The following is an 18091-nucleotide window of genomic DNA, read 5'->3' as shown; positions in this document are numbered from 1 at the left end:
ATGACTGCACCCGCCCCGCTAGGCCGAAACGTCAACAACAATCACATTGCCAAACGGGCGCCATCCAGACATGACAAGACCAAGAGAACACCACCATTCCTTTGATCTCGCCAGGCACTACTACAACAAAGCCGGACAGTAAGGGTCTTAGGTAGTAATTCGGATATCCAATTGACTCTCAATAGGTAACGTGACGTATTTCTGCGATAATAAGAAGATGCATTCCGCGTTACGCTAACCTCTGCTCAGAAGTTTGTTTTTGACGCTCCTCGCTCTCGCTAGCCCGCACTCGTCCGCTTGAATGGCCGTGTAACAGGGTTCCTAAAATGACTAGCATTGCCGTTGCAGACGCTCTCAGCTTTGTCAGCCGTGTCGAGCTGCCAAGCACTCCCGCGCTCGAAAGTCTTGAAGCACGCGCGGAATTCAACTTCGACGCCGCAAAAGCGCAAGCTGCCATCGTCGGATCTGATATTGTTTCATTTGTCCAAGGGGTGACAGAAGAACGACGTCGCGACATCGTCAACTCGGCATTGTTGGCTCAACTCGTTGCAAACAGGAACGTACCCGACAAAGATAATGTCCTTGCATGGTATGAGGCCTATTTCGACACCCTGAGCAATATTGGTTGGGCTGCACAGACAAAGCAGTTTGTTGAGCATGTTGAGACAAGTGAAAACTTCAATGCTCATGAGGCAATTCTGGCTGTAGCGACAACCCTTCTCGGCCCAGGCACTGCGGCTCTCGAAGTGGTAGTGACCACGCTCAATGCTTTGTCCTCGATGGAGCGAAACAGCCCCTGGATCACCATCTTCAATCGAGAAAGCCAACATGCCCGCTCCGCACGTTTCCAGGTAACACTCGCCGAGCAGGACGAGCAGGGACAGTTCCTTGTCAGTTTAATGGCGTTCGCTCTCAAGGCCGATGCGAATTTGACCCAAATTTTGTTCTTCAAGTTCAGATCCAACGAGGTCCGAATTCAACACTCCTCAGGGAAACTCACGATCAACTCACCCGTGCTAACAGCTGTACGACAGCCAGTTGAGGAGAAGCTCACGAGTTTTGCGTCGCACTATGTGCGGAGCCTCCCCGATCTAGAATAGCACCGGGAGTCTATACAGTTGGCAGAGGAGCGGTACCATGAGCGACGTAGCGCAGCCTAATAAGTACATCTCGGCCGATCAGAATGTGCTGGAGCAGACGCGAGGCGAGCGCGAGGGATTGATATGGTTCAGCGAATAATTTTCTCAGCATCCGAACCTTCAAGGCCCGCAGCTTTCGATTCATCCATCAGCGACACCGATTCCCCAAAGGGCGTTCTATCCTATCGTGCTCCTCGAGGTGAAGAGTAAACAGACGTATACTCAAAAATACTGGAAACCAAATTAGGCATAGGGTGCGTCGGGCGTCACCATAGGGATAGGGCCGTTAGCCCAACTGTACCGTGAGACGATCGCCCTCATAATAGAATTCACTACCCTCATTTGGGCAGCCAGTTGGAAATGATGTGCTCGCGTATAATGGAAGTGTGTAGAACCAAGAACTACATTCATTGGTCCACGAGGAAACTTACACTATGCCGGACTTTCACACGGAAGAAGCAAAAGGTTTCCTTGGTAAAATCTTGACGCCTGACGGGCGTGAATCTGGAGGTCTGGAGTCACTCACACAAGACGCACCAGCCCTAGAAGACCTCGCACTGGAAGAGCTTGTTCCAGCCCGGTCACTTCCGCAGGAGCAGATTGATCTCGCAGAGCGCGCAGCGACAAAACTCTCACGCTCTGAGGAGATGGCTCCAGACGAACGATTTGCCCTGGAAGCGATCATCATTCCTGATAAGCGCCCCGCCATCGATATTATCAGAGGCGACTATCACGTTACCCATCATCTGTGGCTTCATTTCAACAAAGCTCCTATCAAAGAAAAACTTCGGCGCGCCATTCCATCGATTGGACGTATCGAGCTCCCACACCATCCAACCCTACCCTACGGCGGAACGGGTTTTGTGGTCGGTGACGGGCTATTGATGACCAACCGGCATGTGGCGCAAATCTTTGCCTCAGGGATTGGAATACGAGATCTAGTATTTCTCTCCGGCTATGAAGCTGGAATTGATTTCGTTCGCGAGAGGGACAGCACCGTAGCGCACTTTCTCGCAGTGAAAGAAGTCGCGATGGTTCACCCTTACTGGGACATGGCGCTTCTTCAGGTAGAGAGCTTAAGTTCCTCTAAGATTCCTTCACCTCTGACACTGTCACTCAAAGACCCTGTAGAGCTTTACGATCGCGACGTCGCCGTGATTGGGTATCCTGCCTTTGATCCGCGAAACGATGCTGCTATCCAGAACACCGTGTTCAACGGCATATACTACATCAAGCGGTTGCAGCCAGGCAAAATAAGAGAAAGGCGCTCAGTCGAGAGCTTCCGAAATATGGTCTCTGCGGTAACCCATGACAGCTCGACCCTCGGAGGGAATTCTGGCTCAGCTGTCGTTGACTCGGTGACGGGCGAGATTCTAGGCCTTCATTTTGCTGGGGTTTACCTAGATGCGAACTTTGCTGTTCCCACCTTCGAGCTCGCGCGCGATAGCCGAGTCGTCGATGCAGGAGTCAATTTCCAGTCAAAGCCAAGGTCCGACCCTGGGGCTTGGGTCAAGTGGTGGAGCGAAGCTGATGTCGAGGGGGAGGCAACGAAGAAGTCGGAAGCGAAGAGCCCGCCAACCGCAAATCCATTGGCTGGACCCATAGTATCTGTTCAGGCTGCGGAGCCCGCGAAAATAACACTAGGACTTGGCGATAGCTCAACCTGGACCCTTCCGATTGAGATTTCCATTCGAGTTGGTGAAGCACGAGGTCTTTCGAGTGGTGAGACGCCTCAGAGTGCACCCTCGACCCAAACGGACACAGCGGCAGAACAATCTTCCCATGAACCACAGGGTCGAACCAGGCCTGTTCGAAATGCGCAAGCCCTGCGTGCTGGTCCCATGACGTTCCGCGATCACTTCGCATCATTGTTTCAGTCCGCTGTCGCCGATCTCGCGAGCAGAACGCCTGAGCCGTCGTCATCGATGGAGGCTAGTGGGCTTGAGAGCTTGCCGCTCCCGTACAATCCAGCTGACGCAGCGGACCTGATTTTGGCGGCCGAAAAGATTGCTCAGATCAGAACCAGCAATGCACCTAACGCCGGTCTAGGTCTAGAGCCGATGTCCTACGAGGAGATGCCCCTCCTGAACCAGGCGCAAGCATGTGCATCATTGGCCTGGCAGCTGATGCAAGCGAAGGTTCTTGGAGATACAGCCGGCGCTGCACAGCTAGAGGCACAGATCACCGGAGGCACCTGCGATCCAAGGTGGGCTCAAACCATCACTGAGTATGTGAAGTATTTCGGACCGAACGGATCGAGACGTGAGCCGCTCTACGTAAAACCAGATAAAGTGAAGCGCAATGTCATAGAGATAGAGGCGGGGTCGCGGATTGCTCTCATTGGCGATTGGGGGACGGGCGCACAACCAGCGAGGTGCGTCCTTGAACAAGCAAGAGATCAGCATCCTGACATCGTGGTGCATTTAGGCGACATCTACTACTCAGGCACGGAGAAGGAGTGTCAGGCGAATTTTCAGGATGTAGTCAATGAGGTGTTCGATCGCGCAAACAGCCACCTGCCAATCTATACGCTATGTGGCAACCACGACATGTACTGCGGCGGTGGCGGGTACTATGGCCTGCTTAAGAGCTTGAACAAAGGCGCGAAACGACAAGAAGCGAGTTTCTTCTGCCTACGAGCATCGGATGAGAGTTGGCAACTACTCGGGCTAGATACCGGGCGCAATGACTATAGCCCGTTCTCCGTCACAGACGCTGTCACTTTCGTTGAAGAAGTTGAAGAAGAGTGGCATCGCAACCGGATCCAAGAGTTCCCAGGCAAAACGATACTGCTGTCACATCATCAGCTGTTTTCCGCGTTTTCCCAAATTGGCGGACGTCAGTCTGACGGCACGCTATGTGCCTACAATCCTCGTCTTAAAGCGATGTATGAGCGCTTATTGACAACCGGTAGGTCTATCCCGGCGTGGTTCTGGGGCCATGAGCATAATCTATGCATCTACCGGCCGTATCTTGGTCTGCCGTTTGGTCGTTGCGTCGGCCATAGTGCGATACCAGTGTTTGCTAACGATGAGCCTTACAAACCACTTGGCGCAACTACTAGCCTACCAGAAATTTTTCCAGAAACGATGCTGTCTGTATCGGGAGATTTCTATACGCACGGGTTCGCTCTTCTGACACTTGAGTCCGAAGCTGTACAAGCCGAGTACTTCGAAGACCTGAATGGAGCGTTGAGGTGTCTATATTCAGAGCGGATTCATTAGCATCAAGGGGGAAGTTGCATGTCGTGCGAATAGATCCGGAACTCAAGGCAAATATTGCCATCGAGGAGCATCAGGGATCATTGTGATGAGCTTCCTAGTCAGATTTTCCGAGAGTCAGTATGCGGCTGATGCTCTTTCTACGGCCTGTTAGTACTTGAGCCAGTCGATTGCTGCGGCGAGGCAGAGCACGCCCATGAAGGATGAGGCGGTCTTCTCGTAGCGCGTTGCAACCGCTCGCCACTCTTTGAGTCTAGCCCAGAGCCGCTCGACGACATTGCGGTTGTTGTAGATCCAGTCTGGACAGGCGACCGGTGCCTCATTGGCCTTGGCCGGGATCGCCGGCCTCGCACCGATGCTCCAGATGTGCTCGCGGAAGCTGCGACTGGAATAACCGCGATCAGCCACCACCCAGGCGGGCACACCTAGCAGGCTGTCGAGCAGCGGAATGGCGTCAGGCAGCTCGTGCGCTTGGCCGGGCGCGATCCGGAACGTGATGGCGCGTCCGAGAGCGTCGGCGATCACGCAAGCCTTGGTCCCATAGCCGCCACGAGAGCGACCAAGTGCTTCACGAGTGTCTCGTTGAGCTTGAGAGCCCCCTTTCGTAAGCGGTGTTCTGAACCCACCTTACGTTCGCATGTCTGAGGGGCGAGACTGACGATCTCTGCTTGGGGATCGTTTTGTGTCGATGGTTGACCATATGCTTGAGCCGCCCCGACCCGTGCGGCGCCTGGAAGTGATCACAGGAGCCGGCGGGCGGCGGCGCTGGCCGACGGATGAGAAGGCGCGGATCCTGGAGGAGGCGATGGCGCCGGGCGCGGTGGTGTCCGAAGTGGCCCGCCGCCACGGCATGTCGCCCCAGCACCTGTTCACCTGGCGCCGTCAGGCGAGGCGAGAAGCGGGCGATCCTCCGCTGGCCTTTACCCCTGTTGTTGTCGCCCCTGACCCGCCGCAGCCTGCAGCCTGTCCTGAGGCGGTGATCGAGATTGCCGTGGAAGGCGCGATCATTCGTGTGCCGCCAGGGGTCGATGGCGCGACATTGGCCCTCGTGCTGCAAGCGCTCAAGAGCCTGCGATGATCGGGCCGAGCGGCAGCGTGCGCGTGATGGTGGCAACCAAGCCCGTCGACTTCCGCAAAGGGGCTGACGGATTGGCCGCCCTGGTGCGCGACACCATGGGAGCCGATCCGTTCTCCGGGACGGTGTACGTGTTCCGGGCTAAGCGCACGGATCGCATCAAGCTGGTGTTCTGGGATGGCACCAGAGTGGTTCTGGTCGCCAAGCGATTGGAGGATGGCGAGTTCCGCTGGCCCAAGGTGCAGGACGGAGTCATCCACCTGTCAGCCGCTCAACTCTCCGCTCTGCTCGAAGGTTTGGATTGGCGGCGGGTGCATGAGGCGCGCCAAACCATAGCTCCGTCGGCGGCGAGTTGATTGCGCCGTCAGCCCCATCCATAAGAGCTATCGCCGGCATCGCTGAGGCATGATTCACTTCGTCTTGTGACCACTGCGATGCAAACCCTCCCTGATGATCCTGACCTGCTCAAGGCCATGCTCCTGGCCGAGCGGGCCCGCGCTGAACGCCTGGAGCAGATCATCAAGGCGATGCAGCGTCACCGCTTCGGCCGCCGCGCCGAGAGCCTGCCCGAGGATCAGCTGCTGCTGGGCTTGGAAGAGGCTGAACAGAATGAGGCTGCCGAGGACGCCCAACACGAGCAGGCGGATCCGGCCGAGCGCAAAAGCGGCGCGGCTCAGCGGCGCCGGAACCGGGGAGCGTTGCCGGCCCATCTGCCGCGGATCGAGTCGATCATCGACGTTGAGGATACGACCTGCCCCTGCTGCCGCAACCTCCTGCACCGCATCGGCGAGGATGTCTCCGAGCGGCTCGACATCGTGCCGGCGCAACTGCGTGTGCTGGTGGTGCGCCGGCCCAAATACGCCTGCCGCGCCTGTGAGGCGGTGGTGCAAGCACCGGCTCCGGCCCGTGTGATCGAAGGCGGACTGCCCACCGATGCGCTCATCGCCCAAGTGCTCGTATCCAAGTATGCCGATCATCTGCCGCTCTACCGGCAGGCACAGATCTATGCCCGGCAAGGCATCAGCCTGGATCGCTCAACCCTGGCCGATTGGGTCGGGCGAGCCGCCTGGCATCTGCGGCCGGTGCATGACCGCCTGCTGGCACAGCTGAAGACCTCATCGCGCTTGTTTGCCGATGAGACCACCGCGCCCGTGCTCGATCCCGGCCGCGGCCAGACTAAGACGGGTCAGCTGTTTGCCTATGCCCGGGATGATCGCCCGTGGGGCGGCACGGATCCGCCCGGGGTGGCGTATGTCTATGCGCCGGATCGCAAGGCGGCACGGCCGATCGAGCATCTGGCGGGCTTTGCCGGTGTGCTGCAGGTCGACGGCTACAGCGGCTATCGGGCTCTGGCGGCAGGCAACCAGGTGACGCTCGCGTTCTGCTGGGCACACGTGCGGCGGCGCTTTTACGAGCTGGCCGTGGCCGGCGCGGCGCCGATTGCCAGCGAAGCGCTCACGCGCATTGCGGAACTCTACCGGATTGAGAGCGAGATCCGCGGCATGAGTGCTGCAGAGAGATGCCGGATTCGCCAACAGAAGAGCCGTCCGGTGCTGGAAGCCCTCGAGCCCTGGCTGCGCGGCAAACTCGGTGTGATCAGCCAGAAGAGCAAGCTGGCCGAGGCGATCCGCTATGCGCTTGTGCGCTGGGAGGGGCTGACCCGCTTCGTGGACGACGGGCGCATTGAGATCGACTCCAATGTGGTCGAGCGGGCGATCCGGCCCTTGGCCCTGACGCGCAAGAATGCGCTGTTTGCCGGCTCGGATCGCGGGGACGAGCACTGGGCGATCATCGCCTCGCTGGTCGAAACCTGCAAACTGTGCGGGGTGGATCCGCAGGCCTATCTCGCGGATGTGCTGAGCCGCATCGTTACCGGCCATCTCAACACCCGCCTCGATGATCTGCTGCCGTGGGCCTATGCCACCACGCCAAACCTCAAGGCTGTGGCCTGAGAACACCGCTTACCCCCTTTCGGCGAGCCCCGGCGGCCTTCTGATGCGCGCGCACGCTGATGCCGTCTAGAAAGGTCATTCCGAGCTGGATGCCGCGCTCCTGCACCAGATGGAGCAGACGCCCCCAGACACCCAGGCGTGCACAGCGGATGAAGGTTTGAGCTGCCCGCCACCAGGGACCCAGTTCAGCCGGCACAGCGCGCCACTTGGCACCATTCTCATGGCGCCAGAGAATGGCATCCAGTGTCCGACGCAGATCCTGCGGCGGGGTCTTACCCTTAGGACGGCACTGTTCCACCAAAGGCTCCAGCATGGCCCATTGCGTGTCCGTCAGCATGGCTCCTCCTCAAACAGGACGAGCAAAACGCCTCCAGGTGCAAAGGGTTCAAGTCATAACAGGCCGTAGTATGGACACAAACGAATTTACTGCATCGAATGCTGTGCGCGAACCCGACGATGAACCCCAGTTACCTATCCCCCGCAGGAGAGACCCGCCTGGAACTCTGCAGGAGCTTCGTAGAATAGAGCTGCGTTCTCAAGAAACCGGGATCAATCCAATCGAGAGCCTTTCACAGCTTCTTCCACCAACTATTGCCGACCATCTTCCTCACCGGCATTGGAGGGCTCTTTCTCCATAGCGACAGCTATGGGGGAGGCATCTCAACGGCCGGTCTGTGAGTGCGCTGCACCCGATCCAGCAAGGTAGCCGCCTGTCGGCAGGGGCAACCCTCGGGCTCCTAGTTCGATGCGCATACGGCTCCTTTGGCTAGCCACGCGCAGCGCCGGTTAGTAACGGGACGGTCCTGTGAGCGGCGTGGCAATGGTTGAGTCACTCGTGGTGCCCACAACTTGGGAAGGCTCCAACTCGATAGCGGATAAAAGGGTGACCGCCCGTTGCAGCGCTTTTCCCGCCACAATTGGTGGAGGTGAGGGCGGGTAACCTCATGGCACCGAGCCACCTTGGAAAAGCTCGCGTCCTCTACGCTCAGTTCCCTCAGGATCTTGAGCTTGTCCCGGGCGCACCATACGTACAGATACCTCGTGCTGCATCGCGTACGCCTTGCTGACGTCAACAACGAAGTCGTTACCAACATAAACTCACGCAGCACAACAAGCTTCGTGAGGCGGCCTTGAACGGCCAGCCATGCCCATTGCACGACGTGACTCACTGGGCTGTATTTTTCGAACGCGTCAGCGCAAAAAGTTACTGTTTCGCGGTTTCCCAGGTCTTGCAGGCGAATAGTCGGCAGATGGTGGTCGGCTCAGCTTCTTCAGCCCAGTGAGGCGGTAGTCCCGAAAGGATGCTCAGCAACTTAGTTGTGTTGACCGGAACAGCTCTGAATGTAGATGTGTTGTCTTCTAGAATTAGAGAGTCGTTCAGGACACCCGCGCTGCGGATCGAGGGAGCGATCACCCTAGTTATTTCTGTTCGACTGATATCCACAAGGGTGCCGTCGACAGCGGCAGTCGGATTGTAACTCAGCACTACCCGATGCGTACATAGCGTTGCATCTGGTAGGCATGGGGCGTCGCCGACACCAGAACGTCTGTCCCGATCAAACGCTGACGAATACAGCTTTACTCTCAAGTTATTCACTTCGTTCGAACCCGAACCGCAGATGCTGGTAGGGTCGAAGCCCTTATCTGCAGGACTATTATTAGGGTTGCACGACGGGAGTTTTTTAGTCGGCGGCGGAACTGGAATGGAAAAATTTATGTTCCGCGCAAAATAGATATCAAACGGATCAACATCACGAGAAGATACTCGCATCAACACCCAGGGATCAGCCCCACCCGCCATCAATGTGACTTTGAAATAATCAGGATATAGAGGGTCAGGATTATCCCTGGTTTCTTTAGGTGTAAGTGCGTTATCCGTAATGGCCCGGCCCATCTTCGTTAATATTTCAGACACTTTAGGTGAAAGCGATCTTACTCCATAGGGCTCGTCAATCCGAGCGTACATTTGATTGTCAAGCTCGAACCAGATCACAGGGTAAATCAACGGCCACGAAACTGAAGGCAACTGGCTCCAGACTAACAGATAGTCGAGATTGTCACCTCCACAGACAATCGTTGGACCAAACAACGGATTTGCGGTTTCTTCAGGGATCAGCTCTGCACTGATCAGATCTCCACCATCCTTTCGATGCATTGGCTTTAAACGATGGCTTAGCCTCCGACTGCCTTGAATCAACTCCTCTTCCTGATTGACGATGAATTGCCGAGTGCCATCTTGTGATACTATCTTGTCGTATCCACCTATCGAATTCCCTCCATTAAATCTTATGCACCTAAGTTCATATTGGGCAGTATTGATTTGCGTATTCTCTTCGGCAAGGAACGTTTGTTTCAAATAGGACCGTACTGCGCCATCAAAGGTGGCCTCGGCCACCATCAGATCACGCTTGGCATCGCTGCCTTCAATTTTCGGAAGCAAATCAATCAAACGCTTGCCAATAAGTTTAATGTGATGGAGGGCTCTTTCATTATCTTTTTGTTGGCGGGGGTAAGCAACATCGCCAGTAACGGCCAAAACCTGCAACACACCACGATTTTCATCAAGATCTTGGTTTTGTTGGCTGGTATACCAAACTTTCCAACCGATTGAGACGGCAGCTGCGCCGACCAACAACGACGACATGATTGCGCGCGCAGTCCAGAGCGCTCGACCGGATACGGGAGGATCCGAACGGAGTGACCAGAGCAGGCGAAGCACCTTGGCGGTCAAGCGCTCGGCAATGGTCTGTGGGTGCTTTCCTCCTAAACTGAAGTCGAACCGCCATCTAGATGCCTTCTCCCAAACCTCTTGAATGCGGTTGAGTTCTTCGGTTGGATCCTTGTTTTCAAGGCCGGACTCGGCACGCTGCGCAATCCAACCACTTTCGAATACCGCATCTGGGCCGAAGATCTTGCCGAGATCTCGGCATCTATCTCCTGAGAGCCTTTGGGCTGCTTGGGAAAACGGTTTCAGCCAGAAGTTACTCCAAACGTTTCTGATCCAAGATCGCACTCCACTTCCGTCATGCGTATGGTTTCCACCAGCGACACGAAGAGCCGCGCTGGATTCTCTCAGTGCGGCGTATATCTTTTGAGCTTCTGAAAGCCAGATTTGATACTCGGTCGAGTTTCTAATCAGCGCCTCATGCGTGACATCATACTTCTGCTCGCCTTCGCCGCCACGCACGTAGTTGCGATCTTTGAAATATGATAGTACATCTCTGAGCAGAGCTTCATTAGCGCCGACATTCGATGCCTGCAGTATTTCTGAAGCGGAGCATGGCCTGCGCGCGTCGTTGCCCTTGGCATCGCGTGTTGCGAGTGCCGTGAACGCCGCTCGAATAAGGTTATATCGACGGGACATGTCTTCTGTGACGGTAGTTGGCCATTTGCTTGCCGGACGCCCAGCCTCGCCGAGAATCGCGTCACTCAGCGTAATGGCGAAGCCCGTATCAAAAACCGATTGCAACAAATCATCCGGATCATCTGTCCTGCGCGCGGTTTTAATAACTGTCTGTCCGTACATCCATTTCCGCAACTCTAATACTCGGGAGCGCCGATTTTTAAGCCAAAGCTCGATATCGGCCACTTCTACTGTCGGTAATTTATCTGTCTCACTCGACCAACGCTCGATTGCTACTCCCCAGATAATTCGCAGTAGATGTTGAAAGAGTGGCAACAGGTCTGCTTGCTGGCGCCGAATTCCTTCTGGATCGAAGGACTGCTCTCGATGATCGTGCTGAAAGCGTTCAGTCCAGACTTTTAGTTTCGCAACGAAATCCTCTGAAAACGGGAATGTACTTGGATGATTACTATTCTCTATCGCCTGCGGCGGGCGCACACCCCAATCCCTCAAGGTTTGACGCCCAGGTTTGATCGTGGCTTCTGTAAGATTTTGAAACGTTGGCCGCCCAATCAGGTAGAATCCTTCATTGATCAACTCTGACAGTTTGTCGATCTCCGAACACCTATGAAGTTCTTCAGATCTAAGAGTTGCGACGACAACGAGAGCCCCTTGTTGATGAGCTTTCGCGTAGGTAAGTACGTCAACTATTGCTTTAAGATCGGCCTCTTTTTCCCGAAGTACACTGTCACGAAATACCTCTTCGAACTGGTCAGCAAGCAAAAGAAAATTGATCTTCCCAGATCGGAAGGTGCGCCTTTCTTCGGCTAACCGGGTGTCGATGATATCAAGCTTCTCGAGAAATAGGGACAACCCGTCTGCCGTGAATGTCCCGCCGGGCTGTAGTACGTTGATGACGCGTCGTTTGATTGATTTTTGCGTTTCGTCTGACAGGGCTTCGTCGTTCGAGTTCACGAGCATTTGATGCGTGTCGACATTGAAGCTCTCAATGAAGGCCTGAGAGCCTCCTCTTGCGGACAACAGCGGAACACAGACGTCATTCCAAATGGCTTCCGTGATGTTCTTGCATGGATCGTCACCTGGACGAAACGTAGCAGTATACCAGCGTCCCGTACGACCAGCTATTTGCCCAATATCATTTAAGCTCGGTAACACGCCCGCCAAAACCAATGAGGATTTTCCGGATCCGGATCCCCCCAGCACGACAACGACGTTACTGCGCGCTAGTCGATTGCGTAGTTCAGATGCCTCGCGCCGACGCCCAAAAAACAGGTGAGCCTCGCGTGACGTGAAACTTCTCAGGCCAGGGTACGCCCGTGGCGGCGGTCTTGGAAAACCCTTTGCATCCTTCAATAGGGAGAGCAGTTCCCCTTGTATCTTCCGAAGTTGCGCCGTTTTATGTTCGCGCCTTAGGCGTTCGACCTCTCGCTCCAGCATGTAAGCCCGGCAAAACTCCTCCAGTATGCCTTGGACTGATTGTAACTGCGGATCTTCTGTGCTCATGTTTGCGCATCCAATAGAGCATCAACCTTACGTTTGAGAAGAGCTCGATCAGTGTCGTTGGTCAGCCTAGCCTGTTCGTTGTCTCTCTCCATGCCTACCACTTCCCATCCTTCGATTTTATAGTTCTCCGGGAATTCACCGCCGATAAGAACTTCGCGCATGTTCATGACAACGGCTAGCTTCAAAATCCGCTCGGGGCTGATCCCAACAGCAGCAAGTTCATCACTTAGCAAGTATTCATAGTTCATCATGCGAGAGCGGATTGCGTTAAGTGCTGCCAGCGCATCCATCGGGGCATTGAGGCTCAAGTCGTGGATCGCAACGATAACCCCACCTTTCGGGCCGTACGTACTTAGGATCTTATTGATCACCAAGCGGGATTTATCTATATCTTCATCAGCCGAATTCGTTGGCTCAAAGCCCCACAGAGGCGGTATAGGAGGATCGCACCTCTCTGTAGAGGCTGCAACAATGGCCACGAGAGTGTCGCCGATAGGCTTATTACCCTCCGTATATCGCTCTAGACTAATGACCGGCGGCTGACGCTGAGCATTACATATTGACTTTATCCGCTTTGGGAGATCTGCTCGCGTGCATGATATGAATGTGACAATCTCGGGCGCTTGTCCCGTTTGCATTGCAGTTCCGCCGCCGTCGTGTCTCCAGACGACAACTTGGATCGTTTTTCCTAGATCAGCCTGCCCCAACTTTCGCCTCAGCGGGTAAGTTAGCAAGTCTGGCTGATCCCCAATTATGCCGGCGGCATCCTCATCGACCACTTGGAGAAACAGAGCATCTTCATCACCTGTATTGACGGAAGGACCTAGCTTACCTGCCCAGCCGTCATCCCAATACACAACATTTATCCCAGAGGAAGACAGAATCGGTTTGAGTTGCTCCTCGGTGTTTTTTCGGGCCTCGCAGATCTCGTCGCGACCGCGGGTAAGGGGTTCACCGAGCAGGATGAGTTTTTTTACCGTCGACCCGCTCATAGGATCTAGATCTTCTGGCATGGGCTTCTACTCCCAAAATTTATTAACCTTTTTCTCGATCAGATCGGACACTATCACTTGGATAGGTATGCCTTGGTTGTACTCTCCGGGCTGATCTCGAGGACCAGGTTCGGCTGCGTGGTGTAGAGCAACGAGTGAGAGTTCGGCGTTGAAAACAGGGGATCCGGATGAGCCGATCTTTGTCTCAGTTGTGTAGCGCAGACGTACCTTTTCCGCCGTGACACCGAGGCTTCTCCCAACGCTGTACGACAATGGTCTATTTTCCGGATGCTGGATGATTTGAAGAGTTGCTTCAGCATTCGGGATCGGCATTGTCCCTTGAAGTTTGACCCACTCTCGCCGCGCCCCACTAGTGCTCAGCATTGCTCCTACGGGCTCACTCAGCCTAAGAAGAGCGTAGTCGAGTTGCTGCAGAGTAGGAGATTGGCCGCCCGAGCCCAGATCTCCTGAGGAGTATCTCGAATACGCGAGGCACCACTTACGGCAATCTCCCTCCTTCAGTCGAAATACAGTACCGCGCTGCGCCTCCGATAGGTAATCAAATCGGCAGGCAATATTAGCACCTTTGCTTTGGGCAATTTCAACCTCAACAACATGGAAGTTCGTGAGTACCAGATCAGGAGCGACTAAAAAGCCAGTGCCAGATTTAGATCCCGTAATATGGCAGACCTGCCCACGTAGGTCTAAGAAGCGTTGAATAAACGGATCGAGCGTAAAAATCCCCTGACCTGAATACGTCGCACGTTCCAAGTATTCATGCGCTGAGCTTGCGGCGGGAATATTGAGCGTAGGTGCTGGACTAGTCTGGTAAACCGCCTGAGTCTCAAAGCCAGCCAGCTTGAGTATCTCTGCCAGGGCCGGCTTTCGCTTGATGACCTGAGATACCAGGTCTTCCGTTCGCCCCTTATCTTCCGCCCACATAACAACTTGGAACAATTCGTAATCGAGCCTGCCAGGAACTTGAATAACAGCTCTTGGGTTTATCCCGAAAGTACTTCGCAATAAGGAGTAAATGTCTCGCTCCGGAAACGCATATAACAGAGCCTCCCTCAGAGCCTTTTTCTGCTTTTCCGTTAGTGTTCCCATTTATTTTTCCTTAAATAACTGGGCATAAAGCGTCATAATTGGGAGGCATTGGCCGGCTAAACGAGCAGAGACTTTAGAATTGCGATCGATTAGGTGAGGTATTTCTAAAATGGCACACCAGAACCTATTGCGAGGCCGCCCGGAGACGAACCTTCACAAAGGAACGAGCGTACTGCATAGCTGTTGCTAATACGCTTGATCTAACTTGCAACTTTTGTAATCAGGCTCTTCCTTGCAGCTTTGTTGACGACCTTAAGATACATTGGAAATTGTTGATCACATTTGCAGATAAAGTGTCTCATATCTACCAACTTACCTCAAGCGGCCTTAAGGCTTGCCGATCCAAAGCAGGCCAGCAGTGTTGTGTCCTGTCGGGAGTGAACGACATTCCTCTTGCAAAGCCTTGCCAACGCAACTGTGCTGAACCATTGGATAGTGGAGGTTCTCGGCGACCTTGTCTGTGCCATTCGGCTGGGTCGGGAACTACCCCACAATTGCCGCTCATCAGCATGCCGACACAGTCCCTTGCATGCACCTGATGCCAGAGGCGCTGAAAGCAGCGTAACTCTGCGGCGTCGCTGCTGTATAGTCAGTCGGTGAGCGTGGTGTATCTGTTCAACGATAAAATCGATGCGGCCGTTTAATCCGGGTGGCGCTCAGCCAGCCACGCTAAATGTTTAGATGGGGTATTCGGCTTGAGCCTCATCTGCAACGGCAATGGTTAGAAGGCAGCGCTTCGAGCTGATGATAGCGTGAGGGTGTCCCCTCATAAGCATCAGGAAAGGGTGCGCAGCATGAAGCACTACGCCGGACCGGACGTCTCCCTCAAAGAGACCTTAATCTGTATCGTGGACGAGACGGGTTCCATCTGCCGTGAGATGAAGGCACCCATCCATCCTGAGGATCTTGCCCGTGTGCTCCAGGATCCGGCCTGGCGGCTGGCCCGGCTCGGGCTTGAGGCCGGCCCGCTGTCGCAGTGGCTGTTCAGCGGATTGGCGTAAGCAGGCTTGCCGGTGGTCTGCATCGAGACCCGGCATACCAAGGCGTTCCTCAAGGCCCAGGTGAACAAGAGTGACCGCAACGACGCCCGCGGCATCGCCCAGATGATGCGGGTCAACCTGTTCCGGCCGGTGCACGTGAAGACCGTCACAAGCCAGCAGCGTCGGGCTTTGCTGACCGCCCGCAAGCTGATGCAGGAGAAGGCGATCGCGATCGAGAGTGACATCCGCGGCCTGCTGCGTAACTTTGGCCTCAAGGTCAGCTAGCGCAGGTTATGCTCACCCGCGTGAAGAAGTGGTCCTGGCTAAAGGCTTGGGCGGTGAACATCGCCAGGCGAGGCAGCCTGCGCAAGGCTAGAGGGTGTCTGGAAATTAACCTGCTGCATGGGCTAACCTTTTGGTCATGAGGCGGCTCATCGCGAGATACATCCACGTCTCAGTCGTAGCCGGTAGGCCCTCCCAATCCTTGGCCAAGCGGCGGTTGCGGATCAGCCACGCGAAGGTACGCTCCACAATTCAGCGCTGCGGCAGGACCGTAAACCCAGCCGGCATCTCGGGCGCAGGCTGATCGGCCGGCACCCGCACCCAGCGCCTTGGTCGTTTCACGATCAGCAGCGTCCATCCGAGCTCTTTCTCCAACCAGGTGGCCAGCCCCTGGGAGCCCATGTCGGCAAACAGGCATTCCACATCCGGATAGCGGCCTCTCAGGTCTGCCAACACGGCTTCCGCCGCGCGCCGGTCATGCACATCGGCCGGATGCACCAGCACGTGCAGGATCAGTCCTTGCGTGTCGACCACCAGATGCCGTTTGCGACCGGAGATCCGCTTGCCCCCATCATGACCGCGATCACCGCCGGCCTCGCTGGTGCGGACGGTCTGGCTGTCGATGATCGCAGCGTGAGGCTCCGGACTGCGCCCGGCCAGCATCCGGGCTCGGGTGCGCAGGGCATCGTTGATCGAGCGCCACGTGCCACGCTGGCGCCATCGCCGGAAATGATCGTACACGCTCTGCCAAGGCGGAAACTCGTGCGGCAGCCGCCGCCAGGGTTCTCCGCCGCGCAGGATGTAGAGAATGGCATTCAGCACCTGACGCAGGTCATGCTTGCGAGGACGCCCGCGGCGGAATGTGAGGGCAAGGAGCGGCGCCAGGATGGCCCACTCCGCATCGCTCAGGTCGGTGTCATAGCAGAGGGCTGTCATGCTCCTTCAGATGGGAACCACCCGAATTTCCAGACACCCTCTAGAGCATCGGACGGTTACACGGACGGATATCCAGCGGCCCTGAGGTAGTTCATACACTCATGTGGCTCGAAGAGATTGCATATGTCGCCGAGCGCGCGCCAGAGCGCGTCAAAGGTTCGGGCCTCGGCCTTGCGCAGGTGGGATTTAATCTTGGCGAAGGCGTGCTCAATGGGATTCATGTCGGGCGAATAAGCCGGTAGAAACAGGAACCAGGCTCCGCGTTGCTTCAGGCATGCCGCCGCTCTCTCGCTCTTGTGGACCGTCAGGTTGTCGAGGATCACCACGTCGCCTGATCTCAGCGTCGGCGCCAGTTGCGTCTCGATGTAAGCCTCGAACGCCAAACGAGTGATCGGGCCATCGATCACCCACGGCGCACTCAGTTCGTTGCATCGCAGCCCGGCCACGAACGTATGAGTTTTCCAATGGCCGAAGGGTGCGCTCATGCGCAACCGCTGGCCCTTCCGCGAGCGCCCGCGCAGGCGGGTCATCTTGGTGTTGACGTAGGTCTCGTCGAGAAACACTAGAGCATCGGACTGGAAATTCGACTCCTGGGTTTTGGCGTAGTGCGATCTGTGATTCACTCTCTGGAACGGGAGGTGGATCATGGGTCACTGCTATTCTCTCGATCTTCGGGTGCGCGTCGCCGACTTTGTCGAGGCGGGGCATTCCTGCCGGGCGGCCGCCGAGCACTTTGACGTCAGCGAGAGCTTCGCCATCAAGCTGGTGCGGCGCACGCGGGACACCGGCTCACCGGCGCCGGCCCGTCAGGGCCGTCCACCGGGACGCGGCAAGCTGGTGCCCTATGAGAGCTTCCTGATCCAGACCGTCGAGGCAAGGCCGGCCATCACCATGCCTGAGCTCGCCGCAAGGCTGCTGGACGAGCACGGGATTGTGGCTGCTCCCGCGATGGTCTCGCGCTTCCTGTGCCGGCGCGGCTTCACCTAGAAAAAACACCTGATGGCGGCGGAGTGCGCACGCGCCGACGTGCGGGATGAGCGCAGCGTTTGGCAGACACAGCGTCAGGCCCGCATGCGCCAAGAGCCGCACCGCTTAGTGTTCTTGGACGAGACCTACGTCAACACCAAGATGACCCGCCTGCGCGGGCGCTCGCGCAAAGGCCAGCGGTTGCGCATGAGCGCTCCCTTCGGACATTGGAAGACGCACACCTTTATCGCCGGGCTGCGGTGCAGCAAGTTGAGCGCCCCGTGGGTGATTGATGGTCCGATCACCCGCTTGGCGTTCGAGGCTTACATCGAGACACAGCTCGCGCCGACGCTGAGATCAGGCGATGTGGTGATCCTCGACAACCTCGCGGTCCACAAAAGCGAGAAGGCCGCGCAGTGTCTGAGGCAAAGAGGCGCCTGGTTCCTGTTCCTGCCTGCTTACTCGCCCGATCTCAATCCGATTGAACAGGCCTTTGCTGTCGCATTGCCTCAAGCAAAATGTTACCGAGCGCGTTCGTTGCCTCACCTAAAATGCTACCCGTGAAGGCGCATTC

General features: G+C 56.1%; 11 protein-coding genes and 4 pseudogenes. 8 read left to right on the top strand and 7 right to left on the bottom strand.

The annotated features are described in order from the left end of the window. Positions 1 to 326 precede the first annotated feature (326 nt). Positions 327 to 1100 (top strand): hypothetical protein, encoded by a 774-nt coding sequence (locus tag IC232_RS30355; RefSeq protein WP_190848665.1) that lies wholly within the window; start codon positions 327 to 329, stop codon positions 1098 to 1100. Positions 1101 to 1573: 473 nt separating this feature from the next. Next, a complete protein-coding gene (locus IC232_RS30350; RefSeq protein ID WP_190848664.1) occupies positions 1574 to 4363 on the top strand; it encodes a trypsin-like peptidase domain-containing protein in 2790 nt (929 codons plus the stop codon). Positions 4364 to 4510: 147 nt separating this feature from the next. Here the strand turns inward: IC232_RS30350 and IC232_RS30345 are convergent. After that, a pseudogene (locus IC232_RS30345) lies at positions 4511 to 4963 on the bottom strand (IS5 family transposase); the annotation flags it as partial. A gap of 85 nt (positions 4964 to 5048) precedes the next feature. Between IC232_RS30345 and tnpA the strand changes: the two are divergent. The 3 genes from tnpA to tnpC all read left to right on the top strand — a co-directional run bounded on the left by tnpA (position 5049) and on the right by tnpC (position 7387). Next, positions 5049 to 5438, top strand: a complete 390-nt coding sequence (tnpA, locus tag IC232_RS30340) for an IS66-like element accessory protein TnpA (protein WP_190848663.1) — start codon at positions 5049 to 5051, stop codon at positions 5436 to 5438. Beyond that, the gene (gene tnpB / locus IC232_RS30335; RefSeq protein WP_190848662.1) at positions 5435 to 5791 is read left to right on the top strand and encodes an IS66 family insertion sequence element accessory protein TnpB; all 357 of its coding nucleotides are present in this window, start codon (positions 5435 to 5437) and stop codon (positions 5789 to 5791) included. The genes tnpA and tnpB overlap by 4 nt, the downstream gene beginning before the upstream one ends. Positions 5792 to 5869: 78 nt before the next feature. Next, positions 5870 to 7387, top strand: coding sequence for an IS66 family transposase (gene tnpC / locus IC232_RS30330; RefSeq protein ID WP_190848661.1), 1518 nt, complete (start codon positions 5870 to 5872; stop codon positions 7385 to 7387). Here tnpC and IC232_RS30325 read toward each other — a convergent pair. From IC232_RS30325 to IC232_RS30310, 4 genes and pseudogenes are all read right to left on the bottom strand, one after another. Beyond that, positions 7383 to 7724: pseudogene (locus tag IC232_RS30325) on the bottom strand (transposase); the annotation flags it as partial. The gene tnpC and the pseudogene IC232_RS30325 overlap by 5 nt on opposite strands. Before the next feature lie 867 nt (positions 7725 to 8591). Continuing rightward, positions 8592 to 12254 carry a hypothetical protein gene (locus IC232_RS30320; RefSeq protein WP_190848660.1) on the bottom strand — a complete coding sequence of 1221 codons (3663 nt, stop codon included), beginning with the start codon at positions 12252 to 12254 and terminating at the stop codon, positions 8592 to 8594. Continuing rightward, complete coding sequence (locus IC232_RS30315; protein ID WP_190848659.1) at positions 12251 to 13267, bottom strand: hypothetical protein; 1017 nt, start codon at positions 13265 to 13267, stop codon at positions 12251 to 12253. The genes IC232_RS30320 and IC232_RS30315 overlap by 4 nt, the downstream gene beginning before the upstream one ends. Before the next feature lie 6 nt (positions 13268 to 13273). Next, on the bottom strand, positions 13274 to 14353 hold the full coding sequence (locus tag IC232_RS30310) for a trypsin-like peptidase domain-containing protein (protein WP_190848658.1): 1080 nt from the start codon (positions 14351 to 14353) through the stop codon (positions 13274 to 13276). A gap of 794 nt (positions 14354 to 15147) precedes the next feature. On the opposite strand from IC232_RS30310, the pseudogene IC232_RS30305 reads away from it, so the two are divergent. After that, a pseudogene (locus IC232_RS30305) lies at positions 15148 to 15612 on the top strand (transposase); the annotation flags it as partial. Between the two features lie 111 nt (positions 15613 to 15723). Here the strand turns inward: IC232_RS30305 and IC232_RS30300 are convergent. Both IC232_RS30300 and IC232_RS30295 read right to left on the bottom strand, forming a co-directional pair. Continuing rightward, a pseudogene (locus IC232_RS30300) lies at positions 15724 to 16551 on the bottom strand (IS5 family transposase). Positions 16552 to 16607: 56 nt separating this feature from the next. Further along, a complete protein-coding gene (locus IC232_RS30295; protein WP_281413451.1) occupies positions 16608 to 17198 on the bottom strand; it encodes an IS630 family transposase in 591 nt (196 codons plus the stop codon). Here IC232_RS30295 and IC232_RS32750 point away from each other — a divergent pair. Further along, a complete protein-coding gene (locus IC232_RS32750) occupies positions 17197 to 17538 on the top strand; it encodes a helix-turn-helix domain-containing protein (protein ID WP_246812503.1) in 342 nt (113 codons plus the stop codon). The two genes, IC232_RS30295 and IC232_RS32750, sit on opposite strands and share 2 nt — an antisense overlap. A gap of 12 nt (positions 17539 to 17550) precedes the next feature. Beyond that, entirely contained in the window at positions 17551 to 18081 is a 531-nt protein-coding gene (locus IC232_RS32745) for an IS630 family transposase (protein ID WP_246812502.1), read from the top strand. Positions 18082 to 18091 lie beyond the last annotated feature (10 nt).

The sequence above is a fragment of the Microvirga sp. genome, from assembly GCF_014699075.1.
In the GTDB taxonomy this organism is placed as follows: domain Bacteria; phylum Pseudomonadota; class Alphaproteobacteria; order Rhizobiales; family Beijerinckiaceae; genus Microvirga.
Note: the sequence above shows the minus strand (reverse complement) of the source record. Positions and strands in the feature narration are given on the sequence as shown.